The sequence below is a fragment of the Bacillus sp. V5-8f genome (assembly GCF_002863565.1).
GTDB lineage: Bacteria > Bacillota > Bacilli > Bacillales > DSM-1321 > Peribacillus.
This window is the reverse complement of sequence record NZ_PGUW01000024.1, coordinates 114,673-139,663: the sequence shown is the minus strand read 5'-3', so window position 1 is coordinate 139,663 and position 24,991 is coordinate 114,673. Positions and strand designations below refer to the sequence as shown.

Here is a 24,991-nt window from a genome sequence, read left to right as displayed (position 1 = left end):
CTTCCAAGACAACTGTGAAACAGCCATCTTATTATGTAATACAGGCGGTATTTTTTCTCAAAAATGAAAGCGTTACCAATAAAGGTATAAAAATGTTTGATTTCTTACCTATTGCCGTCTCTCATTTTTACCCTAAAGATATTCTATCAAAACATGCCTATCGAGCGCTTGCTCAGGATTTAGCCTCCATGATATGAAGAAGCGATTTGGCGCTATGTTTTAAACAATTACAGCAACTAATCACCCACCGCCATACCTTTGCAAGGGGGTTCTACAAATCCATTATATACAATTATCAGATTTTTGTGAATGGAAAGAACCTAAAATGTGAAAAAATTATTATTTTTTTAGAAAAACATAAAATTTTTTCACAATTTATCCGGGTATGAAGGAAGATGAAGAGGGCTATCACTGTAAACGAATACACGCAGCGCTTAGAGATCATGCTGCTCGCGGGCGACGCAAGAGATTAAAAGTCCCGTTAGGCAACGTCATTTTTTCTTATTTAATAAAATTGTAAACTTGCATGCATAAGTAGGCAATTCCAGCGCCAACCAATGGCCCCACAGCAACTCCCTTAAACAGTGCTACAGCGAGGATCGTACCAAACACAAGGGCAGTTGTTATATGCGGGTCTGTTGCAAGCAGCGATAGGCCCCCTTTTGCCATAAGGGCCACAGCAATTCCTGAAGCAAGCGCAATCCAGGCATAAGGGGATTTAATTGCCTCCCCCAATTCTTTGAAGCCAATCGTCCCAGCTGCAATTGGGACCAATACGGCAATTGTAATCACAGTCACTCCGAGATTGATTCCTTTTGAGGCTAAATAAGGGAATACCTTTACATCCAGGCCCGTAAACTTAAGCAGGAGGAGAAAGCCTGCTGCAAGCATAAGCGAATTGTTTTTTGCCATGTAGCCTATGGCTCCCAGCATAAGCAAAAATAAAACCGGTCCGTTCATAAACATTTCTCCTATCATTCTTCTTATTATCTTAGCATAACAAAACACTTGTTTTAATTAAAAAAATAACCCGGTGTTGAATTCAATGAATCTCCAATAGGGACAAACTTTCTTTTCATATCTTGTGTAAAAGCATTATAATTAAACGAGCAGATTGGCAACGGGTGCAGAGTGAAAATCCCGCCAGTAATGGCATGAAACTTTTTAAAACCATGTAACAAGGGAAGGGAAAATATGAATCCATTAATTGTGAACCGTTTTCTCCGATTTATGCTAGTAATCGGCATTCTTATTGCCAGCTTATTCATGATTTTTTACTTATCTAAATATACATACCCGTTTATCATCGCTGTCTTTATAGCTTTTTTTATGAATCCCCTCGTCGATTTCTTCGAAACAAAAACAAAAATGCCAAGAGGGCTGGCAGTGTTTATTGCACTCCTGTTGATTCTTTCCCTCTTTGCAGGCCTGATCACACTGTTGGTAGCTGAGATTGTTTCGGGCGCCGATTATTTGGGTGAAATGGTACCTAAACATGTTGAAACCATCATTAACTATATCGAAGAGTTTGTCGCAGCACAAATTTTGCCTTTTTACAATAAAATTGCAACCCTTTTTGATAACCTTGATGTAGAACAGCAAGATACAATCATGGCAAATATCCAGAACGTGGGCCAAAAAATCGGATCTACAGCAGGAAATTTCATACAGGAATTTTTTCAAAATATACCGGTAATCATTGGTTGGTTTCCAAACGCAGCCACCGTTTTGATTTTCTCCTTATTGGCGACATTTTTCATTAGCAAGGATTGGTACCGGCTTACTAGATTCAGCGGTCATATATTGCCCGAGAAAGTATTTTTCAGCTTCAAGCGAGTGATCCAGGATCTTAAAAAAGCTTTATTTGGCTTCATCCGTGCACAATTCACCCTGATTTCCCTTACAACCATCATCGTCCTTATTGGTTTATTAATCCTTCAGGTAAAATACGCAATCACCATCGCATTGATTTGCGGTTTAGTTGACATCCTTCCATATTTGGGAACTGGAACCGTGTTTGTTCCATGGATCATTTATGCTGCCATTACAGGTGATACTGGCCTGGCGGTTGGCCTTGGGGTATTGTATGCAGTAGTCATTGTCCAGCGCCAATTAATGGAGCCTAAGGTTCTATCCTCGAGTATCGGACTTGATCCGTTGGCAACGCTCATTGCTCTTTTTGTTGGTTTTAAATTAATTGGTTTTCTTGGTCTTATTGTTGGGCCCGTTGTGCTTGTAATTATCAATACTTTGCACCGCGCTAACATTTTTCGTGATATTTGGAGCTATATAATGGGGAATGATCCTATCCAAAAAGCATAAAAAAAGCCCGCTCCTGTCTTAAAAAGAATAGACTGAAGGGGATTTAGACGCTCACAGAATATAAACCACACAGGGTAAGATATAAAGACGTAGAGTATTTCTACTCGTGTTCTGATTTATTCTTAGTTAGCGCTCACAGGGCTTGTGTAACGAATCTGCCTAGTAAATACTAATTACTTTTTCAACAGTGCAAAAAAATGCAAGGAGCCATCTAGTATATTCGATGGCTCCTTGCATTTTTCTTATGCTTTCACTTCCTGCTTATTTCCATTTTTGAACTGTTCCGCTTCAGTAGATCCTTTAAGAGCTGTAGTAGAGGATGTACCGCCGGATACAACCTGGGCTACTTCATCAAAGTATCCAGTACCAACCTCGCGTTGGTGCCTTGTTGCTGTGTAGCCATATTCTTCGCTTGCGAATTCAGCCTGCTGCACTTTGGAGTAAGCAGCCATTCCATGGTCTTTGTATTCCCGTGCCAATTCGAACATACTGTGATTCAGAGTATGGAACCCTGCAAGGGTAACAAATTGGAATTTGTATCCCATTTTTGCAATCTCCCTTTGGAAATTCGCGATCGTTTCATCATCCAGTTTAGCCTTCCAGTTAAATGAAGGAGAGCAGTTATAGGCTAAAAGCTTGCCAGGGAATTTCTCATGGATCGCTTCAGCAAAACGGCGTGCCTGTTCCAGGTTTGGTTCAGAAGTTTCACACCAAATCAAGTCTGCATATGGTGCATATGCAAGTCCTCTTGCAATTGCCTGATCCAGACCGGCCTTCGTTCTGTAAAACCCTTCAGGTGTACGTTCACCAGTAATGAATGGTGCGTCAACCGGATCAATATCGCTAGTAATAAGATCTGCTGCGTCTGCATCTGTGCGTGCAATCAACACGGTAGGGACTCCCATCACATCAGCCGCAAAACGGGCAGAGATTAAGTTCTTAACAGCCGTTTGTGTAGGAAGAAGTACCTTCCCGCCTAGGTGGCCACATTTTTTCTCTGATGCAAGCTGGTCTTCAAAGTGTACGCCGGCAGCCCCTGCTTCGATCATGCCTTTCATAAGCTCGAATACATTCAGCTGCCCTCCAAAACCTGCTTCAGCATCCGCTACGATTGGAGCAAACCAATCAATTTCCTCATTGCCTTCCATGTAATGTATTTGATCCGCACGCTGAAGCGCTTGGTTAATGCGCTTTACGACCATCGGTACACTGTTTGCCGGATACAAGCTTTGGTCCGGGTACATATGTCCGGAAAGGTTGGCATCTGCAGCCACCTGCCAGCCGCTTAAGTAAATCGCCTTAAGCCCTGCTTTTACCTGCTGCATCGCCTGGTTTCCTGTTAAAGCACCAAGAGCGTTAATGAAGTCCTCTGTATGAAGCTGGTTCCAAAGTTTCTCAGAGCCACGGCGCGCTAATGTATGTTCAATATCGATAGAACCTCTTAATCGGATAACATCCTCTGCACTGTATGGTCTAGTAATGCCATTCCAGCGTTCTTCGTTTTTCCAGCTTTCTTCAAGAATTCTAGCTCTTTCTTGTCTCATAGTATGATTCCTCCCGGGTTAAAAGTTTTTTGTTATAATACAGAAATTTAAAATCTTTTTTGTATTATATAACAATTGCTTATTCGTATTATATAACAATATTTTTTAGTTTGTCACTACTTTTCTAACAATTCCGAAAAATAAATTTATTGAACGCTCACAAACCTTGGTACATCAACGTTTTAGTGGTACGTAGAAATAAAAAAGATAAAATTCTGTATTAGAACAGTACGTTTAGTCAAAAAAAACGACCCGGCTATTTTCTTAAGCCAGGTCGATATTTATCTAATGATTGTGATATTTCCCTTATTAATCCTATTTCTTATCCATTTAAGCAGCATCGGTTTGATAATGTTCCGGGTGGGCGGCAGCAATAAAAACAGCCCGAAAATATCAGTCACGAAGCCTGGAGTCAATAGCAGTGTCCCTCCAACCAGAACACAGATTCCATCGAGCAGGGCATTTCCAGGTACCTGTCCATATCTCATTTGCTCCTGGGCCTTCCTTAGGGTTTCAAGTCCCTGTTGCTTTGCCAGGTATGTGCCGATTACTCCCGTAGCTATCATAAGTGCAAGCGTCGGCCAGAACCCTATTGTTCGTCCGCTGAGTAGTAATACTGATATCTCAACCGTAGGAAGTGCAATCAATAACAACAAAAAATATTTCATTTTATACCTCCAGCGTGAACCAAAAATAGAAAGTGCCTGTGCTAACCATTATACAGCAATCAGCGAAGATCATTCTAATATTCGTTACCATGCCAAAGAGTAAAAAAAGACCACAGTTACGCAAACTGTGGCACACCAAATTTTTATACTTTCTTATCTGTCAAGAAAATCACAATCGCCTGTAATAATGAACGTCGACTAACAACTGGCACGTCTACGAAAAAGCTATGCTTTCCTTCGTGCAATGTATCGCTTCCGCAGAGTTCCCTGTCCTGTGGAAAACGTTGACATCACCGCATCCTCGAAAAGCTACGCTTTCCTTCGTGCGATGCTACGAAGTCTTCCTTGTCCTGTGGAAGTCCAGGTAAGCTGTCTATTTCTAAAAGATGTTACAAAACATTCGCATGTCCGTTGTAGATAATACCACGGCTTGCATCCACCGTAATGCTTTGTCCATCCTTCAAAACAGAAGTGGCATTCTCGGCGCCTACAATGACCGGTATACCGAGATTAATCCCGACAACTGCAGCATGGCTTGTCAGGCCGCCTTCTTCTGTTATGAGCGCTGCACATTTTTCAAGCGCAGGCATCATATCCTTATCTGATGCGATTGTAACAAGGACAGAACCTTCAGTAACCCTTTGGTTAGCTTCCGCAGCCGTCTTTGCTATCACTACATTCCCTTTTGCAGTCTTTCTGCCGATTCCTTGTGCTTTTAACAAAGTTTCTCCCAGAACATGAATTTTCATAAGGTTAGTTGTTCCCGTTTCCCCTACCGGCACTCCTGCCGTAATCACTACTAGATCCCCATGGTTCACAAGTTCACAGCTTAAGCTTGAGTCGATTGCAGATTCAAGCATTTCGTCAGTCGTGGTGGCTTCCATTCCTATTTGAGGATATACCCCCCAAACAAGTGCAAGCCTTCTTGATACATGTTCTTTCGAAGTAACAGCAATAATCGGAGCCTTAGGACGATATTTCGAGATCATTCTCGGAGTATGGCCGCTTTCAGTTGGGGCAATGATGGCGGCTACATCCAGGTTCAACGCGGTGTGGGCTACCGATTGGCTAATTGCATCTGTAACATTATGTCCATTATCCTTGCTTCTGTCTGAAAGAAGGTCTTTGTGATTTAACGCACTTTCAGCACGGGAAGCGATATTATGCATTGTTTGGACAGCTTCCACCGGATAGGAACCGGCAGCTGTTTCTCCTGAGAGCATAATTGCATCTGTACCGTCGAAAATGGCATTTGCTACGTCACTTGCTTCCGCACGGGTAGGACGCGGGTTTCGTTGCATGGAATCGAGCATTTGTGTAGCTGTAATTACAGGCTTCCCAAGTATATTGCACTTCTTAATCAATTGCTTTTGCACCAAAGGCACTTCTTCTGCAGGGATTTCCACACCTAAATCTCCGCGAGCAACCATTAATCCATCGGAAACCTCAAGGATTTCATCAATGTTATCCACACCCTCCTGGTTCTCGATCTTCGGAATGATTTGAATATGTGACGCACCATGCTGTTCCAAAAGTTCACGAATTTCCAGTACATCCGAAGCGCGTCGGACAAAGGATGCAGCAATGAAGTCAATCCCCTGCTCGATTCCAAAAATGATATCCTGAGCATCCTTTTCTGTAATCCCAGGCAGTTTTACCGATACACCAGGTACATTGACACCTTTTTTATTTTTAAGCGTTCCGCTATTAAGGATTTTTGTCTTTATTTCGTTGTGGTCACGATCTATCCCGATAACATCAAGCCCAATCAATCCGTCATCCAATAGGATTCTTGATCCGATATTGACATCATCTATAAGTCCTTCATATGTAATTGAAAATTTCTCAGGAGTACCCATCACTTCTTCCATCGATACAATGACTTCATTTCCTGCCACTAACTCGATCGCATCATTTACCATGTTATGCGTACGAATTTCCGGGCCTTTTGTATCCAAAAGAATTGCAACCTGCTTACCGGTCTTCTGTACTACTTCTCGAATGTTGGAAATTCTGTTTCCATGCTCTTCATGGCTGCCATGCGAGAAATTTAATCTTGATACATTCATCCCAGCATCGATAAGTTGAGTCAATTTCTCCAAGCTTTCACTTGCAGGCCCGATCGTACAAACAATTTTAGTCTTGCGCATGTTCGTTACCTCCAGTTCTTTCTTTTGACACTTTTTTGCAATCAGGTTTCTTATCCACATAAATCAGGACACAGGGAAGGAAGGCCCTTATGTCTTCTCCTGCGTTACCCACACCCTCACAAATCTCCTGTTTCAGTCATGCGATGTAACTCTATTGAAACCTTCCTTATGCTGTGGACCTAAATAGATAATTCCGAAGAGAGATCATACATTTTTTTATCTATATTGTGAGGCATGGCAAGAGCTTCAATGATATCATAATCGACCAAACGGTTATTCTCGATTCCCACTGCCCGGCCTCCTTTTCCTTCCATAAGGAGTTCCACAGCAAGTGCACCCAGCCTGCTGGCAAGCACCCGGTCCGCAGCTGTCGGCGAACCGCCGCGCTGGGTATGGCCTAGCACGGTCACACGGGTTTCAAAGCCAGTCGCTTCTTCGATTTTTTTTGAGAAATCCACAGCGCTGCCGACGCCTTCTGCAACAATTATAATGCTGTGTTTCTTACCACGTTCGTGGCCACGCTTTAACTTCGCTGTAATTTCGTCCATATTATAAGTATATTCGGGAACGAGAATCGTCTCTGCACCGCCTGCGAGCCCTGCCCATAAGGCGATATCCCCGGCGTTACGGCCCATTACTTCAATCAAGTACGTTCTTTCATGAGAGGTTGCTGTATCCCGGATTTTATCAATAGCGTCAATTACTGTGTTCAAAGCGGTGTCAAAGCCGATAGTAAATTCTGTACCTGGAATATCATTATCAATCGTCCCCGGAACGCCTACGCAAGGATAGCCCCTTTCTGTCAAAGCCTTAGCCCCCATGTAAGAACCATCCCCGCCAATAATGACCAAGCCTTCTATTCCGTGTTTTTTTAATTGTTCGATTCCTTTGAGTTGCCCTTCTGGAGTTTTAAATTCGAGACAGCGTGCCGAGTAAAGCATTGTACCGCCCCTGTGGATAATGTCACCGACCGATCCAAGCTCCAGCTTTTTGATTTCTCCTTCAATAAGACCTTGGTAACCACGATAAATGCCATATACTTCAATATCATTGTAGATCGCCTTACGGACAACGGCGCGGATGGCAGCATTCATTCCTGGGGAATCTCCTCCACTTGTTAGTACACCAATTTTTTTCATCAAGATCACCTCTATATACTATAAAAACTGCATTTCCGGTTTGCTCGCCCGTAAGGCGGCATTTGCCCGAATTATGTACATTACTAACATAAAGCTTCGTAAAACCACTGCCAAAAATATAGAAAAAAGAAGGGCAGTGATCCATAGATAGCTACTTTTAATATAGACATAATTTGCCTACATTATTTGATGTGAATCCTATATATATCAATTACTTTTATCTTCCGCGCTTTCATTCTAGAATAGTTGTTTCATTTCGTAAACCTATTTGTGCCCTGATTAGCATTTATTTTTCCAAAAAAGCGTTTTCATTATTAATTTGTAAAGAATCTGTTTTTTCGGAACATTTTTAAAAGGTTACAAAAAAAACGTGCGCCAAATTGGCAACACGTTTATTTTACCCTGGAAAATTCCTTTTCTAACGAGAATTCCCCAATTTGTTTGAATTTTAAATATCGTTGGTTTATTAGCTCTTCACGGTTCAACACAAGAAGCTCATCCAGTGATTTCTTTAAAACAGTGCGTATGGCATCTGACTGTTTTTGAACATTCCGGTGGGCACCGCCTTTTTCCTCTGGAATAACTTCATCGACGACTCCAAGCCCTTTCAGGTCAGGAGCGGTTATTTTCATTGTTTCGGCAGCACGTTTCGCCTGTGTGGAGTCCTTCCATAACAAAGCTGCTGCCCCTTCCGGAGAAATCACGGAATATGTGGAATTTTCCAGCATGTGAATTCTATCACCGACGCCAAGAGCAAGAGCGCCGCCGCTACCGCCTTCTCCAATGACAATACAAACGATAGGAACTGTTAAGCCTGCCATTTCGAAAAGGTTTTTGGCAATCGCTTCACTTTGGCCGCGTTCTTCAGCCGCTTTGCCGGGATAAGCGCCTTTTGTGTCAATAAAGCAAATGACTGGCCGGTTGAATTTCTCAGCCTGCTTCATTAGCCTCAATGCCTTTCTATAGCCCTCAGGATGCGGCATTCCAAAATTCCGGAGTAGATTTTCCTTTGTATCCTTGCCCCTTTGATGGCCAATGACCGTAACAGGATACCCTTCAAACTTTGCAATCCCGCCGACAATTGCTTCATCATCCCCGTAATGCCTGTCACCGTGCAGCTGAAAGAAATCAGTAAACAGGTGGGAGATATAGTCGAGAGTGGTTGGCCTGGCCGGATGCCTCGCTACCTGTACCCGATCCCAAGGCTTCATATTTTCATAAATGTCTGTCTCTAGCTTTTCAAGTCTCTTTTCCAGCTTTTCTATTTCATCCGATAAATCGACTTCAGCATCTTTTGTTATTTCCCTTAATTCATCGATCTTTTTTCGAAGGTCTATAATTGGACGTTCAAATTCCAATTCACCTATCATACCCATTCACCACCCGGAACATGGATTTCCAGAATATTGATCAGTTTTTCCTTCATTTCCAATCTAGAAACCACAGCATCAAGCTGGCCGTGCTTCAATAAGAACTCCGCTGTCTGGAAATCTTCCGGAAGCTCTTCCCTGATTGTTTGTTCAATGATTCTTCTGCCGGCAAACCCGATTAATGCACCCGGCTCAGCTAAATTAATATCGCCCAAAGAAGCAAAGCTTGCAGAAACACCGCCTGTAGTGGGATGAGTCATGATAGAGATGATTAGACCGCCTTCATCACTGAACATTTTTAGTGCGGCGCTTGTCTTTGCCATTTGCATAAGGCTGAGTACACCCTCCTGCATTCTTGCCCCTCCAGAGGCAGTAAAAATCAGGAATGGGATTCGTAATTCCCTTGCCTTTTCAATTGCACGAGTTATTTTCTCACCCACGACCGAACCCATGCTTCCCATCCGGAACCGGGAATCCATGATTGCCACAGCTACCTCATTAGCACCGATTGTTCCGACGCCAGTGACGACGGCTTCGTTAAGCCCCGAATTCACTCGGTCCTTTTCAAGTTTCTCCATATAGCCAGGAAAATTAAGTGGATTGGCCGATGTTAGCCCTTCATCCAGTTCGGTGAAGCTGCCCGGTTCAAACAGGCTGTCAATTCTTTCATGAGCCGTCATCGTAAAATGATGCCTACAATGCAGGCATACCTTCAAATTCTTGGTTACTTCCTTTGTATACATGATTTTTTTACAGTTCGGGCATTTTGTCATAATTCCTTCGGGTACATCCTGCTTATCCCGTTCAGAAGGAATCGTAGCGTATTTCTTCTTTTTCGATTTTGTAAATAGCTCTTTAAGCAAGATGAAACCTCCCTTTGCCATTTATTGTTAATGGCGCTAAATGCTTGTCCAATACTCTATCAGAAAACAAGTAAAAAACGTGTAAAAACATGTCAGGTATCCACCGACAGATTTCTAATAATATTGTTGTATATGGTATGGACTTTTTGTTCATTCCGTTCCTTTAATGCGTAAATCAAATTTATGTATTCTTCATGTATCATTGCTTGCGAAGGAAAATCTGATGCTTTTGCATAACTGTTGATGATGCGCCATATTCTTTCCAATAGCTTGTTACGGTTCACTTCCGCGATCTTTTGAAAGAATGATTCATCATCAAAACTCCTCTGTACCACCCAGTTTAGGAGCATCTCCACCTCCGAGTCGGAACAAGAGGTAATGATTGTTCTAAGGCAGTCCATTTCTATCAAGTATTTTGTTTCCAATAAATTGCCCTGGATTTGTGGATTCTGCAGAAAAAATGCTCCCAAGAGTTCAACCAGCCTATGCTCCTGAAAATCTTTTATAAAGGTACCTTCTCCCCTGCGCGTTTCAATAAGACCAAGAAGCTCTAATGCCCTCAAAGCCTCTCGGACAGAAGAACGTCCAACATTCAGGCGCTCCGCGAGCTCCCTTTCTGAAGGTATTTTATCGCCGGGCAAAAGCCCATCCGTGTCTATCATATTCCTCAGCTTCTCGACAATATTCAAATATATTTTCGAAGATGGATTGGAATGAATCAATCTGCATCACTCGCTTTTTCTAATAATCGCAAGCTTTCTTGTTTTTCCCATTACGTCCTCAGGGTTTACCTGACGCCTGGTGACACCTGTTTCCATGGCTGTTTACTAGGCCTGCAACAGTAACGATTGCTGTTCCATGTTAATCATCATGGAATACAGATATATTCATTTCCTCTTTTAACCGGTCTTCAATGATGAAGCAATTGGGGGCAGCATTTTCCTAAAGGTTGACTCCGCCGAATGTCAGTTCGGGCAGCTTAACGGTATCTACAATTTTATCCACATCCGTCGTTTTTAGACATATTGGAAAAGCAGCGACACCAGCAAAGCTTTTAAACAGCACCGATTTACCCTCCATTAACGGCATGGCTGCTTTAGGCCAGATATTGCCAAGTCCAAGCACAGCTGTCCCGTCAGAAACAACTGCTATCGTATGGCCCTTCATCGTGTAGTCATAAAACATTTAGGGCTCATATGTTTCTTTACATGGCTCAGCCACACCCGGTGAGTATGCAATGCTTAAATCGACGGCATTCCTTACCGGAACCTTAGAAACTGTTTCAAGCTTCCTTTGATGTGTCTTGTGCATATGCAACGCTTCTTCTCTAAATGAGAATGTGTTCACTCCTTGGGTTTTTCCAAAACAAGATGGTTTTACCATTCGTCACAAAAAGTGGTCAGACCACGATGGCCTTCTTTCAACTATAACATAATTGGACTATTTGTGAACAATTAATCTTGTTTTAACACAACGTTTCCTGCTCCGGTAATTGCCGACAATTTCGCTAAAAGTTCCGGTGACGGTGAAACCCAGTCCTCTAAAGACAGCTGTACATACCTGTCTTCCCTTTCATAATAAAGCATGACTTTCGTTGTTCCTCTGTACTGGAATAGCGCTTGTTTGATCCGTTTTAAATTTGATGGAGTCTGTTTATCCCTTTCGATTTTTATAAACAGGCGAGAGTTCTTTTCTTCCATCATTTCTTTCAACCGTTCAAGAGAGTATACTTCCTGGACAATCAATTGCTTTTTGCTGTCCCTCTTCTCTATCGACCCGCTGAACATGACGATATTCCCGGCATTTAGAAGCGCCATGTGGTTTTTATAAACATTCGGAAAAACAACTGCATCAAGATCGCCTGTTTCATCACTCCCTGACAAGAAAGCCATTGCTTCACCCTTTTTGGTACGTATGCCTTTAAAGGAGGTAATGTACACTGCCAAAAGAGCCTTATTTTCTGCCTTTACTAGAGCATTGTCAATTGACGTTGCCCCAAAATATTGAAAGATCTTTCTGTAAGAAGCTACCGGATGATTGGATAAATAAAGGCCTAGTACGCTTTTTTCGAAATATAGCTTATCCTCCATCCGAATTGGTTCTACCTCCACATATTTAGGCTTTAGTGAAAACTCATCCGGCCCAAATAAGTCGAAACTGCCATCTTCGGGTTTCACTAGTTCTGCATGGCTCAGTGCGACATCAAGGCTTGCAAGCAGGGTTGCCCGGTCCTCTCCAAATTCATCAAAGGCTCCTGAATGGATGAGCGCCTCTAGTATTTTCCTATTTACGGCTTTGCTTGATACCCGAAGGCAAAAATCGAATAAGTCCGTAAACTTTTTTTGCCTTCTTGCCTCGAATATTTCTTTCAGTGCGGTACCACCGATTCCTTTTATCGCACCTAGGCTAAACCGGATTCCATCCTGTTCTGCCTGGAATGCAAATCCGCTTTTGTTGATTGACGGCGAAAGGACAGAGATGCCTTTATTCTTTGTTTCGCTGACATACTGGGAGATTTTATCTTCATTGCCTATGACAGAGGTCAGCAAGGAAGCCATGAAAAATTTTGGGAAATGTGCTTTTAAAAATGCAAGCTGGTAAGCAATAAAGCTATAGGCTACCGCGTGGCTGCGGTTAAAACCATAATTAGCGAACCGCACGATACTATCATAAACTTGATTAGCAAGTTCCGGTGGATAGCCCTGTTTCCTCGCCCCGTTTACAAAATGCTCCCTCTCCCTGTCAAGGACGTCTTTCTTTTTCTTGGAGACGGCACGGCGAAGCAAATCCGCTTCCCCCAGCGTAAACCCGGCCATTTTGGAGGCAATTTGCATGATTTGCTCCTGGTAGACGATTACTCCATAAGTATCCTCTAAAATAGGCTGTAAGTCCGGATGCAGGTAATCTATTGGTTTCAGGCCGTGCTTCCGGTCAATAAATAAGGGAATATTCTCCATCGGTCCTGGGCGATAAAGGGCGTTCACCGCGACGATATCTTCAAATCGCGTAGGGGCCAACTGCATGAGCACTTTCCTTATCCCCTCCGATTCCAGCTGGAAGACCCCTGTTGTATCCCCTTTACCTAACAGCTGGAATGTTTTCATGTCGTCTAATGGGATCGATCCTGAATCAACTTTTTGTCCTGTTCCTTTTCGGATGCTGGATACAATATTCTCTATCAGTGTCAAGTTCCTAAGACCTAGAAAGTCCATTTTCAAAAGCCCCAGTTCCTCAAGAAGATCCATCGGAAATTGCGTGAGGTGAATGCCTTCGTGCCCTTGTTGAATTGCAATAATTTCCGTAAGCGGCAGGTCGCTGATTACTACACCTGCGGCATGGGTGGAGGTATGGCGAGGAAGCCCTTCGAGTTTTAACGCTGTTTCAAAAAGAGCCTGGTTTAATTGACTCGCATTTACAAACTCCCTTAACGCGTTTGACTCTTTAAAAGCGTCCTTTAGGGTGGTTCCTAAACGGGATGGTATCATCCTGGACAGCCTTTCTTGTTCCTTGGCATTCAAACCAAAGGCGCGACCGGTATCGCGGACCGCTGCTTTAGCAGCAAAAGTGCCAAACGTGATAATCTGTGCTACGTGAAGTTCTCCGTACTTCGCGGCAACGTAGGAAATGACTTCCTCCCTCCGATTGTCAGGGAAATCGATATCAATATCCGGCATGCTTATGCGTTCAGGATTGAGGAACCGTTCAAATAACAGATTATGCTCGATTGGATCGACATCGGTAATTTCCAGCACATACGCTACAATGGAACCAGCTGCTGACCCCCTTCCCGGCCCTGTCAGGATGCCTTTTTTTCGTGCATATCTCATAAAATCCCAGACAATAAGAAAATAGTCACTGAAATTCATTTTTTTGATGACTAACAGCTCATATTGCAATCTTTCCAAATGTCCTGCTGATGGATTGGTATATCTCTTTTTTAGCCCACCCAAGCAAACTTCCTTTAGCAGCTCATCGGCTGTTTTGCCATTTTCCACCGGGTACTTTGGCAGCAATGGGCGGTTAAACTGTATATCAACATCACATTCCTGGGATATTTTCAGTGTATTTTCCAATAAATCAGGTAAGTCCCGGAATAGTTCGGCCATTTCCTTGCCTGTTTTCAGGTAATTCTCCCCTGCTTGCGAATCGTTCTGATTATAGTCAGACAATTTTTCCCCATTTTTTACAGCTTCAAGTACTTGCCTTGCTAGCGCATCCTCCTTGTTTAAGTAGAAAACAGGATTGGTAGCCACCAGGGGGATACCTGTTTCTTGAGAAAGGCGAATCATGGGAGATTCCATGTTTTCTGCGGAGTCAGGCATGCGCTGAATAGAAAGATAGAAAGAATTCGTTCCGAAAATGCTTTCGTATAATTGCGCGGTTTCTTTTGCCTGCTCAAATTCCCCGTGTGTTAGAAAACTTTCAATCCTTCCCGCGGCCCCCGGCGATATGGCAATAAGCCCTTTTGAATAGGGACCTAGCCATTTTAGGGGGATCCCGGCTGTCGATTTCGTTTTAATTACACTGCTAATCTTCAATAGATTTTGGTACCCTTCATTATTCCTTGCCAGTAAAATAAGCGGATATGGCTCTTCTTGCTCGGAAAGAACATCGGCCAGTAATCCGATAATTGGTTTTATGCCTTGCTTTTTGCATTCTTTATAAAAATAAATAGAACCGTACATTACATTCCTGTCGGTTAGGGCGACTGCCGAGAAACGATTGGCCTTTGCCTGTGACACCAGCTCGTCTATTTTAACGGTGCTTGACAACAAACTATACGCGCTTTGTACATGGAGATGGATAAACACTTTTTTCTCCCACCCTTATAAGGCTTTCTTTTGTTTTATTATAGGACTTAACCGCAAAAAAAGAAAATATGTTCTCTTTTTGCATCATTTCTGTGTAAAGCGGAAAATTCATATGTGACGAAGTTTGTCCATATATATAATTATAGGCTAATATTTTTAAACAAGAGGATGATCAGGATGAATGAAGCTTTCTTTCCTGCTTTTATTAACAGCTATTTCACATCGCTTGGATTGTTGCTAGGCGGCTCTTTAATGGGAGGACTGGCTGCGTTTTTTACCGGGCAGGCGCCGCTCACAGCAATCTTCAGGTTGTCGGACTCATTACGAATCTGGGCGATAATAGCGGCAATCGGCGGTACTTTTGATACCGTCTATTCTTTCGAACGCGGGTTTTTTAATGGGGAAACAAAGGACATTGTAAAGCAGTTCCTGATGATCCTCTCCGCGATGGGAGGGGCACAAACAGGGGCACAGTTGATAAACTGGCTGACGCAGGATTATATATCGCCATGAGGGTACCGCAATATCATCATGTCCGCACATGGTTGCGTTTTTTTTCCGGGGTAGTTATTGGTGCGGTAATCAGCTGGTTCGTTTTCTTATTCATGTACGGAGTTATGCAGGAAAAACAAATCCAAAAGATTAACGAACAACAAAAGTTAATTAAAAATCTGAGTGATAAAAATGATATCTGGGAAGAGGATTTTGAACGGTTAAATGAAGAAACAGAAAAAAAGCTGAAAATCCAGGACGTCCAAATCTCCATTTCAAATGGCAGAACTTTTCATATGGATCATTTAAGTATAGCAGAAGCAGAGGATGCCATCCGGGCTGATTTGGCTTCACTGATTACCAAAGACGTAGAAACCATCTATAAAGGAAGATCTTTACTAAAAAAAGCGATCGAAAACAAAATCCTTGATATTAATAAACGGCGCTACAGATTGGATGTCGCTGAGATATTTTTTTATACAAACATGAAAATAGAAGTTCGTCTTGTACGCCTCTAAAATCCCAAAGTAAACCCAGGCTGACCAAAACAGGGGAGTCAGCCTGAGTCGCCTCTTACTTACCGCACAATTCCTCTAAGTCTTTCATTACGTCGTCCACCTTATCCCAAGAATGAATGGATGCACCTGCAGCTAAAGGGTGCCCCCCGCCGTTATACTTTCGTGCAATTCCATTGATAACTGGGCCTTTGGAACGGAGACGAACCCTGATTTCTTTGTCCTCTTCAATGAAAAAAGCCCACGCCTTGACCCCTTTCATCGAACCTAGAGAGCTGACCAGCAATGAAGCTTCTGAGACGCTGGTATTAAATTCTTGTAACAGGTCCTTGGTGATCACCATCTTAGCGGTGCCGTTTTTCAGGATTTCAAATTTTTGCAAAACATATCCATTTAAGCGGACCAGGTTTTCACTAACGTCATACATATCATTGAACAATTCTGGGCGTGAGAAATTATAATGAATCAATTCGCCGGCATAGCTGAACGTTTTTTCTGTCGTGCTGGCATACAGAAACCGACCGGTATCCCCGACAATCCCCGCGAATAATAGCCTGGCCGCTTCATCGCTTATTTTCAAGCCCTTATCTTTTCCAAACAGGTAAAATTCATATATCATCTCGCTCACTGAGCTTGCGTCCTCATCGACCCATATGAGGTCGCCATATTTATCATCATTTGGGTGGTGGTCAATCTTAATGAGCTTTTCTCCCAGGTTGTATCGCTGGTCACATATGCGGGCTTGATTGGCCGTATCACATACGATAACAAGTGCACCCTTATAGATTTCGTCAGAAATTGTGTCGAGCCTTTTCATAAAGTTCAGCGATTCTTCCTCTTTCCCTACGAGGTAAATATTCTTTTCTGGGAAAGAAGTTCTTAGGATTTCTCCCAAGCCACACTGAGATCCGTATGCATCTGGATCAGGGCGAATGTGGCGGTGGATAATAATCGTTTCGTAGCGCTTTATTTCTTGTAATATTTCTGCTTTCATCATTTTATCTCCTTCACTTGCCTAACATATAAATCTATTTAAGCAAAAAAAGAAAGGATTGGAAAGGGTTGTCTTATTAATGGTGGCATTGTTCCGGGTTTCCCGGTAAAATGGAATGGAATGATTTGCAAACTGGAGGCTAACCATCATGTTACTATTAGCGGTTTTGATTGTCATTTCCTTCATGTTTTATATCTTTTATAAGGTTAAATACTTTCGGACACATCTTCCGATGGAGAAAAAATGGCTATCAGCTAAATCACAGATTGCTCTCGGATTTTTTGTTGCCCTGTTTGGGTCAAATCAGCTTTTTCTTTACCAAACAAAAACGACTTATATTGTTGCTGCTATTTTCCTGCTGATTGGAGTTCTAAGCATGTTTGGTGGATTTAAAGCTTACAAGTTTTATCTGCCCATGGCTATTGAAGAAGCGGAACAAGTGTCCAAAGGTTCTTAATAAAAGGATAACCAGGCAGGGGAGAATTTTCCTGCTGATTATCCTACAGCTTTGGCAGCTAAGAAAATATAAAAATTCTCTGCCATAAATTTTAAAATAGAACATAACTATGCTTCACTGTGCGGCAACTCATTTGTGACAACAATCCTACAGATCTAACTGCACCTTTGCTTTCGCTTATAGAACGGCTCGCCAATCGGCGGGTTTTTTATGTTAAAATTAAGACCGATCTAACAGCTGGCAAGTCATCATCGCTTTTCCAACGAGCTTTCCTTCATTGAAAACTTCAACATCCACTTTTCCAAATTTCCGCCCGACTTCCAGCACTTTAGGAATAATTTCAAGCATACTGTCAATCTGCACAGGCTTGATAAAATAGATGGTGGTATTTTCTACGACAAGGTCGCCCCTTTTATAGCTTCTCAACACCCTGTTTGCCGCTTCCGTCACGATTGTCGTAAACACACCATAAGAAATGGTACCGAGATAATTCGTCATTTGCGGTGTAACTTCGTACCGGTAAATTTCCTCACCCTTAGACCTGCTCCCGCTCATCGAGAGATGCCCTGTGATGATGTCATCAATGGTTTCCCCGACCTGCGGTTGCCTCTGGCTCATTTGCATCGCCTTCAAGACATCCTGCCTGCTGATGATTCCCTGCAGGACATGGCTGTCGTTTACAACGGGAAGCAGCTCAATGCCCTCCCAAACCATCATGTGGGCCGAAGAGGCTACACTTGTCTTGCCGCCTACGGTCACCGGGTTTTTTGTCATTACTTTCTCCATTAGAACAGATTCTTCCTGCCCCATTACATCCTTTGAAGTGACCATCCCCTGTACCCTCATGTTATCATCTACTACAGGGAATCGGCTGTGCTGTGTCTCTTTATTATATTCAAGATAGACGGAAATGGGGTCTGTTGTCTGCAAGAAGGTTGTCTCGTGAATTGGAGTCAGGATATCTTCAACCAATAGGATTTCCTTCTTGATCAACTGGTCATAAATGGCACGGTTGATCATTGTAGCAACCGTGAATGTGTCATAACTACTGGAAATCACCGGCATTTGCAATTCGTCAGCAAGCCTTTTCACCTGGTCTTCCGTGTCAAAACCGCCTGTGATCAACACGGCGGCTCCCGCTCTTAATGCCTGTTCATGTGCCTGAACCCTGTTTCCAACGATCAATAAATTTCCTGGCCCGGTATAACGCATCATCGCTTCGAGCTTCATAGCGCCTATTACAAATTTATTTAGCGTTTTGTGAAGACCTGCCCGCCCACCCAGGACTTGGCCGTCAACAATATTGACAACTTCAGCAAATGTAAGCTTCTCAATATTTTCTTTCTTCTTCCTTTCAATCCTGATTGTACCGACTCTTTCGATTGTTGATACATAGCCTTTATTTTCAGCATCCTTGATGGCCCGATATGCTGTACCCTCACTTACAGTCAGCGCTTTTGCTATCTGCCGTACCGATATCTTTTCTCCAACCGGCAGGCCATCTATATATTTCAAAATTTGTTCATGCTTAGTCGCCAAGCTCTTCACCCTTTTCACGCATTCCCTTTTTCTTCATTATAAAGTGAAAGAGGGTGCTATTCAATGTGCCTAGTGATAATAATGTATTCTTTGGCGCACTTGCTCCTCTTTCCTTTGTACCCCTTTCTTTCGTTTTTTGGGGGCATAAAGCATTCCTGTCAGATTGCCCGCAGCAGCAAACATGGTAAGGAGCAGCCAGCTTGAAGCAAAAAGGCCTTCCATTCCTTCTGCTGTCGGTGAAATCCTTGGAACCGCATAATACAGCATCACGCCGATTAGTAGCAGGCATAGCAACAGCCTTTGTTTCATTTTAATCCCTCCCTCACCCAAACAATTTTCCCGTGGTACATTTTATGCTTATGCAGTCTAAAAAAGACACAGAGACCCTCGTGCCGTCACAACAAAAAACCAGGCTAGCAATTTAGCCTGGTTTTTTGCTGTATGAACAGATGAAACCCATTCTCCTATAATTCAATAAACTCCCCTGCTTGCAGTACTCTTCCAACTCCCTCATCAAGCATGTCCACATAAGCCTGCGGATCCTGTTTAATTGGCGGGAATGTGTTGTAGTGCATCGGAACAACTTGTTTTGCGTTCAGAAACTTGGCCGCCAGCGCCGCATCTTCCGGGCCCATCGTAAAGTTATCGCCAATTGGCAAGAAGGCAAGATCAATTGGGTGCCTTTCCCCGATCAGTTTCATGTCTGAATAAAGGGCGGTATCTCCTGCATGGTACACCGTCTTTCCTTCCGCCATGAATAAAACTCCTGCTGGCATCCCTAAATATATGATTTGGTTATCGTTAGTAACAAACCCGCTTCCGTGGAAAGCTGGGGTCAGCTTCACCTTGCCAAAATCAAACTCATAAGAACCGCCAATATGCATGGCATGTATATTTTTTACGCCCTGGAACCCTATGTATGCTGCAATCTCTGCATTACCGATTACTAGTGAATCATTCTTTTTTGCAAGTTCCACCGTGTCCCCCAAGTGGTCGCCGTGGCCATGGGTAAGAATGATGACATCAGGCTTTACTTCTTCTACCTTCAAATCAGTCAATCCATTTCCAGTAATGAATGGGTCAATTAAAATTGTTTTTCCATTTGTTTCGATTTTTACTACGCTATGTCCGTGATACGAAACTTTCAAGTTCATTCTCCTTTCATTGCATACGCATCTTTTTTATATTATATATAATACAGGCTAAACTTTCCAAAAATATGCTAACATATTCTTTTTTACCCTAATTCCAAAAAATCTAACGGTTCACAAATAGGTTTCTTATTGATTAGGTGAAATGAACATATGAGAAATGGAGGGACTCCTTTTGAACCAACGAATTGTCGCCTTACAAAATTGGATACGCCAAAATACGATCGATGCAGCTCTCATCACTGCTCCAGAAAATGTATTTTATCTGAGCGGATTTTTAAGCGATCCTCATGAAAGATTGCTTGCGTTAGCTATTTTCCCTGATGCCGAACCATTTCTGGTTTGCCCGCAGATGGAAAAAGAAGATGCGAGGAATTCCGGATGGGATGCTGAAATAATCGGTTACACAGATATCGAAGACCCATGGGAAAAAGTAAAAAAGTCAGTGGCTAACCGTTCCATTTCAATAAAAAGGGTTGCCATTGAAAAGGAACATATGAACGTCGAACGATATGAAAAAGTTAATGCAATATTCTCTTCTCCTGAGGTTTTCGCGGCTGAAGAAAAGATGCGCCAACTTCGTATGATGAAAACAGAAGATGAAATAATGAAAATCCGGGAAGCTTGCCGCCTTGCTGATTATGCCATCGAAGTGGGCGTCAATGAAATCAGCGAAGGAAAAACAGAAATGGCGATCATAGCCGCCATTGAATATGAATTAAAAAAAGCCGGCGTTAGTGAAATGTCTTTTTCTACCATGGTACTGACAGGAAAAAATGCCGCCTCTCCGCACGGAACACCCGGAATGACGAAAGTCAGCCGCGGGGATTTGGTATTATTTGACTTAGGTGTGATTTATGAGGGATATTGCTCGGACATTACTAGGACTGTAGCTTTCGGGGATATCAATGACAAGCAGCGTGAAATATATGAAACAGTGTTAAAAGCGCAACAAGCCGCTGTTGCCGCAAGCAAAGCCGGCACAGCCTGCTCAGAAATTGATCTGACTGCTAGAAGAATCATTTCCGAAAAAGGATATGGTGGGTATTTCCCTCACCGGCTCGGCCACGGGCTGGGAATTAGCGTACACGAATATCCCTCCCTGACCGAAACCAATCCGCTGATCCTTGAGCCAGGGATGGTTTTCACAATCGAACCGGGGATTTACGTACCCGATGTTGCTGGGGTTCGGATTGAAGATGATATTTTGATCACGGATGAAGGCTATGAGATTTTAACGGCCTATCCTAAAGCACTTCAAGTCATCTAAAGGAAGGAAACGGCAGCTCAATTCCGGCTGCCTTTCGTTCTTCCAATTAGGCATGTTTCACTCTAATGCGGATCATAGCCCAACCTCCTGCCAATCCGCCCGCTACACAGTTAGTTGCATAATCCGGTATTGCTACTTCGTCATCCTATTTTACAAAGAAGTGTCCGCTTCCCAATATATATAACTAGCTCATTCCAGCAACGCTTGGACACACTTCCAAAAATAAGTGCCAGCCTTGCATGAAAAGTCAGCTTCCGGTTTCAAGCAGGTGCCTTTTAACAGTTGTGAGACAAAACCGAATTCATCTTTTCACCGTTATGTATCAGATTCAGTATTTGTCTTAAATGTTTGACCCTGATCCTCTCCGCTTGTATATGAATCCGTAATTTGCTTCACAGTTTCTTTTAATTCTTCTTCATCATATTCATATACGAATTTTCTCGGTTCCTCAGTTTGTTTCACCTTAATTCCTCCTCTATATTTTCTATTATCGTTCGCAAAATTAATACAACTATGCCGACTAACCCGAAAAGAGACATTGTATAATTTTAACAGAAACAACCCGCTCCATCTATCGAAGAGCGGGTTGTTTATATTCTTCCAACAGTTTTTTTCCTTTTGCTATCGCTATCTTAACCTGTTCAAATCCAGTGCCGCCTGCGCTGTTCCGGCGTTTCACTGCCTCATAAGGATCCAGAGCTTTATAAATATCCTCCTCAAAAAGGCCGGACGCTTCTTTAAACTGCTCCATTGTCAGGTCCGCCAGATAACAGCCTTGTTGCACACAGAAAAGGACAAGTTTCCCTACCACTTCGTGTGCTTCTCTAAATGGCATGCCCTTCGCAGCAAGATAATCCGCCAACTCCGTTGCATTGGAGAAATCAGAGTTTGTTGCCTTCTTCATCGCTTCCGTTCTGACCTTCATGGTGGAGATCATTCCTTCGAAGATCTTCAGGGACCCAATCACTGTTTTTACAGTATCGAACATACCTTCTTTATCCTCTTGCATATCTTTGTTATATGCTAACGGCAGGCCCTTCAATACGGTCAGCATCCCGGTCAGGTTACCGTAGACACGACCTGTCTTCCCTCGGATTAATTCTGCCATATCAGGGTTTTTCTTCTGTGGCATGATGCTGCTTCCCGTCGAAAACGCATCATCAAGCTCAATGAATTGGAACTCCTGGCTGGACCAAAGGATGATTTCTTCGCTGAAACGGGACAAATGCATCATTAAAGTGGAACTATTGCTTAAAAACTCCAATATAAAGTCGCGATCGCTCACCGCATCAAGGCTGTTTTCATAGATCCCGTCAAAACCGAGCAGCTCCGCGGAGTATTCCCTGTCAATCGGGAATGTCGTCCCTGCAAGCGCTCCTGCCCCAAGCGGCGAGATATTGATGCGCTTGAAGCTTTCCGTAAAGCGCTGTTTATCCCGTTCAAGCATCCAAAAATATGCCATTAAATGGTGTGCAAACGAAATCGGTTGGGCCCGCTGCAGGTGCGTATATCCTGGAATAAGTGTCTCAATATGTTCTTGAGCCTGTTTCAGGATTGCCTGTTGGAGACTGATGATCAATTCAAGGACATCTTTAGTCTGATTGCGCAAATATAAATGCATATCTGTGGCAACCTGGTCATTCCGGCTGCGGCCGGTATGAAGCTTTCCCCCGACCGGTCCGATTTCTGAAATCAGCATGCTTTCAAGATTGAGATGGATATCCTCCATTTCAACTGAGAAAGACAAATCCCCACTTTCTGCTTTTTCCTGCAGAGTGTTGAGCCCTTCGATGATCTTTTCGGCATCATCTGCAGGAAGAATCCCACAAGCCTTCAGCATTTTCACATGAGCAAGGCTGCCCTGGATATCCTCCTTTACGAGCTCCTGGTCAAATGAAATCGAAGCTCCGAATTCATCTACCCATTCTTCGGCGGATTTTGTGAATCTGCCTCCCCACAATTTGCTCACACTGTCACCTTCTTCTGGTTTACAATGCTGCTAACCTTAGTTGGAAGTCCAAAAAGTGAAATGAATCCAACAGCTGCATTATGGTCAAACTCATCATCAGCAGAATAAGTTGCAAGCTTTTCATCGTATAAGGAGTATTCAGATTTTCTTCCTTCAATGATTGCATGGCCTTTGAACAATTTCACCCGAACTGTACCTGTAACGGTCAGCTGTGTCTGCTTTAAGAAAGCGATTAGTGCATCCTTTAAAGGAGAGAACCAAAGTCCATCATATATTAATTCCGTCAATTTTTTCTCAATGACTGGTTTGAAGTGTGCTACTTCTTTTACAAGTGTAATATCTTCAAGTTCTTTATGAGCTTTAATCAAGGTAATAGCACCTGGGCACTCATACACTTCACGTGACTTAATTCCAACCAATCTGTTTTCCACGTGGTCAATACGGCCAATACCATGCTTACCCGCTAACTGGTTCAATTCAAGAATTAAATCTGAAAGCTTGTAAGACACATTATTCAAAGTAACGGGTACACCGTTTTCAAAGCCGATTTCTATTATATCAGGAGTATCCGGGGTTTTTTCTAAGCTTGCCGTAAGCTCGTAAGCTTCTTCTGGCGGAGCAGCCCAAGGATCTTCAAGAATCCCACATTCATTAGCACGCCCCCAAAGGTTCTGGTCAATAGAAAAAGGACTATCTAAGTTAATTGGAATCGGAATTCCTTTATCCTGTGCATATTTAATTTCTTCTTCACGAGACCAGCTCCATTCACGTACAGGCGCCACTACTTGTAAATTTGGGTTTAACGCATTGAATGAAACTTCAAAGCGTACCTGGTCGTTTCCTTTTCCTGTACATCCATGGGCAACAGCCACTGCGTTTTCTGCTTCTGCAACTTCAACAAGTTTCTTTGCAATTAACGGACGCGATAAAGCAGAAACTAGTGGATATTTACCTTCATACATTGTATGGGCCTGCAGAGAAACCAATGCAAAATCTTGAGCAAACTCTTCTTTAGCGTCAATTACAAACGACTTAACTGCCCCAACCTGTAACGCTTTTTGCTTAATGAATTCTAAATCTTTTCCTTCGCCCACATCGAGGCAGCATGCCACTACGTCATATCCTTGTTCTTGTAACCACTTTATAGCTACGGAAGTATCCAAACCCCCGGAATAAGCTAAAACAATCTTTGGATTTGCCATGTTAGTTCGTCCTCCTTGATGAATAAAAATTCATATAATATTATTTTTATTCAAACTTTCTGTTATTAATTTATCAGCTTTTTTCTAGCAATGCAAGGGATTTTTTAAGTTTTTTAAGATTCATAAAATGTAGGAATTTATGTTTATAGAACTGTAAGCATAAAAATAACTATGATAAACTTACATTATTACTATATGAATTGCAGGGGAGAACGGTTTATGGACGGAATTTTTTCATTCGACGTGCGTCTTGGCATTCATGTTCCGGTCTTTAAAAAAGAATGGGATGAATTCAGCAATGCCAAACAGCAGGAGATACTGCTCCAATGGGAACAGATAAGGGGCGCCATACCTGACCGGATCAAGGAACTGGAACAATCGATCGACAAGAAACAAGCATTGCTCTCCGATGAGAGCGACTTTTCTACCTCCTGCCGGCTAAATTCGGAAATTGCCAATCTCGCCTCAACAATCAATGACCTTTGGCTCTGGTACCGGACTAATCAGGATATAAGTAAAAAAATGCATTAGAACA

At 42.7% G+C, this 24,991-nt stretch carries 22 protein-coding genes and 1 pseudogene; 6 read left to right on the top strand and 17 right to left on the bottom strand.

Annotation, left to right across the window (positions count from 1 at the left end):
• Window positions 1-501: 501 nt before the first annotated feature.
• On the bottom strand, window positions 502-960 hold the full coding sequence (locus CUU64_RS19550; RefSeq protein ID WP_101635345.1) for a DUF441 domain-containing protein: 459 nt from the start codon (window positions 958-960) through the stop codon (window positions 502-504).
• A 234-nt stretch (window positions 961-1,194) separates the two neighbouring features.
• Between CUU64_RS19550 and ytvI the strand changes: the two genes are divergently transcribed.
• Window positions 1,195-2,322 carry a sporulation integral membrane protein YtvI gene (ytvI, locus tag CUU64_RS19545; RefSeq protein ID WP_101635344.1) on the top strand — a complete coding sequence of 376 codons (1,128 nt, stop codon included), beginning with the start codon at window positions 1,195-1,197 and terminating at the stop codon, window positions 2,320-2,322.
• Window positions 2,323-2,564: 242 nt separating this feature from the next.
• Here the strand turns inward: ytvI and aceA are convergent, their stop codons facing one another.
• The 9 genes and pseudogenes from aceA to dnaE all read right to left on the bottom strand — a co-directional run bounded on the left by aceA (window position 2,565) and on the right by dnaE (window position 14,867).
• Window positions 2,565-3,866, bottom strand: coding sequence for an isocitrate lyase (gene aceA, locus CUU64_RS19540; protein WP_101635343.1), 1,302 nt, complete (start codon window positions 3,864-3,866; stop codon window positions 2,565-2,567).
• A gap of 281 nt (window positions 3,867-4,147) precedes the next feature.
• A complete protein-coding gene (locus CUU64_RS19535; protein WP_101635342.1) occupies window positions 4,148-4,534 on the bottom strand; it encodes an FxsA family protein in 387 nt (128 codons plus the stop codon).
• A 389-nt stretch (window positions 4,535-4,923) separates the two neighbouring features.
• Complete coding sequence (gene pyk / locus CUU64_RS19530; RefSeq protein ID WP_101635341.1) at window positions 4,924-6,684, bottom strand: pyruvate kinase; 1,761 nt, start codon at window positions 6,682-6,684, stop codon at window positions 4,924-4,926.
• A 179-nt stretch (window positions 6,685-6,863) separates the two neighbouring features.
• Entirely contained in the window at window positions 6,864-7,823 is a 960-nt protein-coding gene (gene pfkA, locus CUU64_RS19525; RefSeq protein WP_101635340.1) for a 6-phosphofructokinase, read from the bottom strand.
• A 392-nt stretch (window positions 7,824-8,215) separates the two neighbouring features.
• Window positions 8,216-9,193 carry an acetyl-CoA carboxylase carboxyl transferase subunit alpha gene (gene accA, locus CUU64_RS19520; protein WP_101635339.1) on the bottom strand — a complete coding sequence of 326 codons (978 nt, stop codon included), beginning with the start codon at window positions 9,191-9,193 and terminating at the stop codon, window positions 8,216-8,218.
• Entirely contained in the window at window positions 9,190-10,056 is an 867-nt protein-coding gene (gene accD, locus CUU64_RS19515; RefSeq protein ID WP_101635338.1) for an acetyl-CoA carboxylase, carboxyltransferase subunit beta, read from the bottom strand. Before accD ends, accA begins: the two co-directional genes overlap by 4 nt.
• 92 nt (window positions 10,057-10,148) lie before the next feature.
• Entirely contained in the window at window positions 10,149-10,718 is a 570-nt protein-coding gene (locus CUU64_RS19510) for a FadR/GntR family transcriptional regulator (RefSeq protein WP_374702741.1), read from the bottom strand.
• 202 nt (window positions 10,719-10,920) lie between these two features.
• A pseudogene (ystJ, locus tag CUU64_RS19505) lies at window positions 10,921-11,439 on the bottom strand (NADP-dependent malic enzyme); the annotation flags it as partial.
• Window positions 11,440-11,510: 71 nt separating this feature from the next.
• On the bottom strand, window positions 11,511-14,867 hold the full coding sequence (gene dnaE / locus CUU64_RS19500) for a DNA polymerase III subunit alpha (protein WP_101635336.1): 3,357 nt from the start codon (window positions 14,865-14,867) through the stop codon (window positions 11,511-11,513).
• A 177-nt stretch (window positions 14,868-15,044) separates the two neighbouring features.
• Here dnaE and ytrH point away from each other — a divergent pair, with 177 nt between their 5' ends.
• Complete coding sequence (gene ytrH, locus CUU64_RS19495; RefSeq protein ID WP_101635335.1) at window positions 15,045-15,380, top strand: sporulation membrane protein YtrH; 336 nt, start codon at window positions 15,045-15,047, stop codon at window positions 15,378-15,380.
• Window positions 15,377-15,877: a sporulation membrane protein YtrI gene (gene ytrI, locus CUU64_RS19490; RefSeq protein ID WP_101635334.1), complete on the top strand. Its 501-nt coding sequence runs from the start codon at window positions 15,377-15,379 to the stop codon at window positions 15,875-15,877. The genes ytrH and ytrI overlap by 4 nt, the downstream gene beginning before the upstream one ends.
• Before the next feature lie 55 nt (window positions 15,878-15,932).
• On the opposite strand, the gene CUU64_RS19485 is transcribed toward ytrI, so the two are convergent.
• Entirely contained in the window at window positions 15,933-16,868 is a 936-nt protein-coding gene (locus CUU64_RS19485) for a DHH family phosphoesterase (RefSeq protein WP_101635333.1), read from the bottom strand.
• 148 nt (window positions 16,869-17,016) lie between these two features.
• Here CUU64_RS19485 and CUU64_RS19480 point away from each other — a divergent pair, with 148 nt between their 5' ends.
• A complete protein-coding gene (locus CUU64_RS19480) occupies window positions 17,017-17,325 on the top strand; it encodes a YtpI family protein (RefSeq protein WP_101635332.1) in 309 nt (102 codons plus the stop codon).
• Window positions 17,326-17,544: 219 nt separating this feature from the next.
• Here the strand turns inward: CUU64_RS19480 and CUU64_RS19475 are convergent, their stop codons facing one another.
• The 3 genes from CUU64_RS19475 to CUU64_RS19465 form a co-directional block, all read right to left on the bottom strand.
• A complete protein-coding gene (locus CUU64_RS19475; protein ID WP_101635331.1) occupies window positions 17,545-18,864 on the bottom strand; it encodes a CBS domain-containing protein in 1,320 nt (439 codons plus the stop codon).
• A gap of 69 nt (window positions 18,865-18,933) precedes the next feature.
• On the bottom strand, window positions 18,934-19,173 hold the full coding sequence (locus CUU64_RS19470) for a hypothetical protein (protein ID WP_101635330.1): 240 nt from the start codon (window positions 19,171-19,173) through the stop codon (window positions 18,934-18,936).
• 155 nt (window positions 19,174-19,328) lie between these two features.
• Window positions 19,329-20,012, bottom strand: coding sequence for a metal-dependent hydrolase (locus CUU64_RS19465; RefSeq protein WP_101635329.1), 684 nt, complete (start codon window positions 20,010-20,012; stop codon window positions 19,329-19,331).
• A 178-nt stretch (window positions 20,013-20,190) separates the two neighbouring features.
• Between CUU64_RS19465 and CUU64_RS19460 the strand changes: the two genes are divergently transcribed.
• Complete coding sequence (locus CUU64_RS19460) at window positions 20,191-21,285, top strand: M24 family metallopeptidase (protein ID WP_101635328.1); 1,095 nt, start codon at window positions 20,191-20,193, stop codon at window positions 21,283-21,285.
• Window positions 21,286-21,600: 315 nt separating this feature from the next.
• Here CUU64_RS19460 and CUU64_RS22225 read toward each other — a convergent pair whose 3' ends face one another.
• The 3 genes from CUU64_RS22225 to CUU64_RS19450 form a co-directional block, all read right to left on the bottom strand.
• Complete coding sequence (locus CUU64_RS22225) at window positions 21,601-21,747, bottom strand: hypothetical protein (RefSeq protein WP_180954684.1); 147 nt, start codon at window positions 21,745-21,747, stop codon at window positions 21,601-21,603.
• Window positions 21,748-21,856: 109 nt separating this feature from the next.
• Window positions 21,857-23,254, bottom strand: coding sequence for an argininosuccinate lyase (argH, locus tag CUU64_RS19455; protein ID WP_101635327.1), 1,398 nt, complete (start codon window positions 23,252-23,254; stop codon window positions 21,857-21,859).
• A complete protein-coding gene (locus CUU64_RS19450) occupies window positions 23,251-24,456 on the bottom strand; it encodes an argininosuccinate synthase (protein WP_101635326.1) in 1,206 nt (401 codons plus the stop codon). Before CUU64_RS19450 ends, argH begins: the two co-directional genes overlap by 4 nt.
• Window positions 24,457-24,675: 219 nt before the next feature.
• On the opposite strand from CUU64_RS19450, the gene CUU64_RS19445 reads away from it, so the two are divergent.
• Window positions 24,676-24,987 (top strand): hypothetical protein, encoded by a 312-nt coding sequence (locus tag CUU64_RS19445; RefSeq protein ID WP_101635325.1) that lies wholly within the window; start codon window positions 24,676-24,678, stop codon window positions 24,985-24,987.
• Window positions 24,988-24,991: the final 4 nt, after the last annotated feature.

What these genes read in the sequence shown, in the direction of transcription:
- CUU64_RS19550 (WP_101635345.1), bottom strand. Translation starts at nt 960, where the DNA reads ATGAACGGACCGGTTTTATTTTTGCTTATGCTGGGAGCCATAGGCTAC.
- accA (WP_101635339.1), bottom strand. Translation starts at nt 9,193, where the DNA reads ATGATAGGTGAATTGGAATTTGAACGTCCAATTATAGACCTTCGAAAA.
- pyk (WP_101635341.1), bottom strand. Translation starts at nt 6,684, where the DNA reads ATGCGCAAGACTAAAATTGTTTGTACGATCGGGCCTGCAAGTGAAAGC.
- CUU64_RS19450 (WP_101635326.1), bottom strand. Translation starts at nt 24,456, where the DNA reads ATGGCAAATCCAAAGATTGTTTTAGCTTATTCCGGGGGTTTGGATACT.
- CUU64_RS19510 (WP_374702741.1), bottom strand. Translation starts at nt 10,718, where the DNA reads ATGATAGACACGGATGGGCTTTTGCCCGGCGATAAAATACCTTCAGAA.
- CUU64_RS19535 (WP_101635342.1), bottom strand. Translation starts at nt 4,534, where the DNA reads ATGAAATATTTTTTGTTGTTATTGATTGCACTTCCTACGGTTGAGATA.
- ytvI (WP_101635344.1), top strand. Translation starts at nt 1,195, where the DNA reads ATGAATCCATTAATTGTGAACCGTTTTCTCCGATTTATGCTAGTAATC.
- CUU64_RS19480 (WP_101635332.1), top strand. Translation starts at nt 17,017, where the DNA reads ATGTTACTATTAGCGGTTTTGATTGTCATTTCCTTCATGTTTTATATC.
- CUU64_RS19470 (WP_101635330.1), bottom strand. Translation starts at nt 19,173, where the DNA reads ATGAAACAAAGGCTGTTGCTATGCCTGCTACTAATCGGCGTGATGCTG.
- aceA (WP_101635343.1), bottom strand. Translation starts at nt 3,866, where the DNA reads ATGAGACAAGAAAGAGCTAGAATTCTTGAAGAAAGCTGGAAAAACGAA.
- CUU64_RS19445 (WP_101635325.1), top strand. Translation starts at nt 24,676, where the DNA reads ATGGACGGAATTTTTTCATTCGACGTGCGTCTTGGCATTCATGTTCCG.
- ytrI (WP_101635334.1), top strand. Translation starts at nt 15,377, where the DNA reads ATGAGGGTACCGCAATATCATCATGTCCGCACATGGTTGCGTTTTTTT.
- CUU64_RS19485 (WP_101635333.1), bottom strand. Translation starts at nt 16,868, where the DNA reads ATGAAAGCAGAAATATTACAAGAAATAAAGCGCTACGAAACGATTATT.
- ytrH (WP_101635335.1), top strand. Translation starts at nt 15,045, where the DNA reads ATGAATGAAGCTTTCTTTCCTGCTTTTATTAACAGCTATTTCACATCG.
- pfkA (WP_101635340.1), bottom strand. Translation starts at nt 7,823, where the DNA reads ATGAAAAAAATTGGTGTACTAACAAGTGGAGGAGATTCCCCAGGAATG.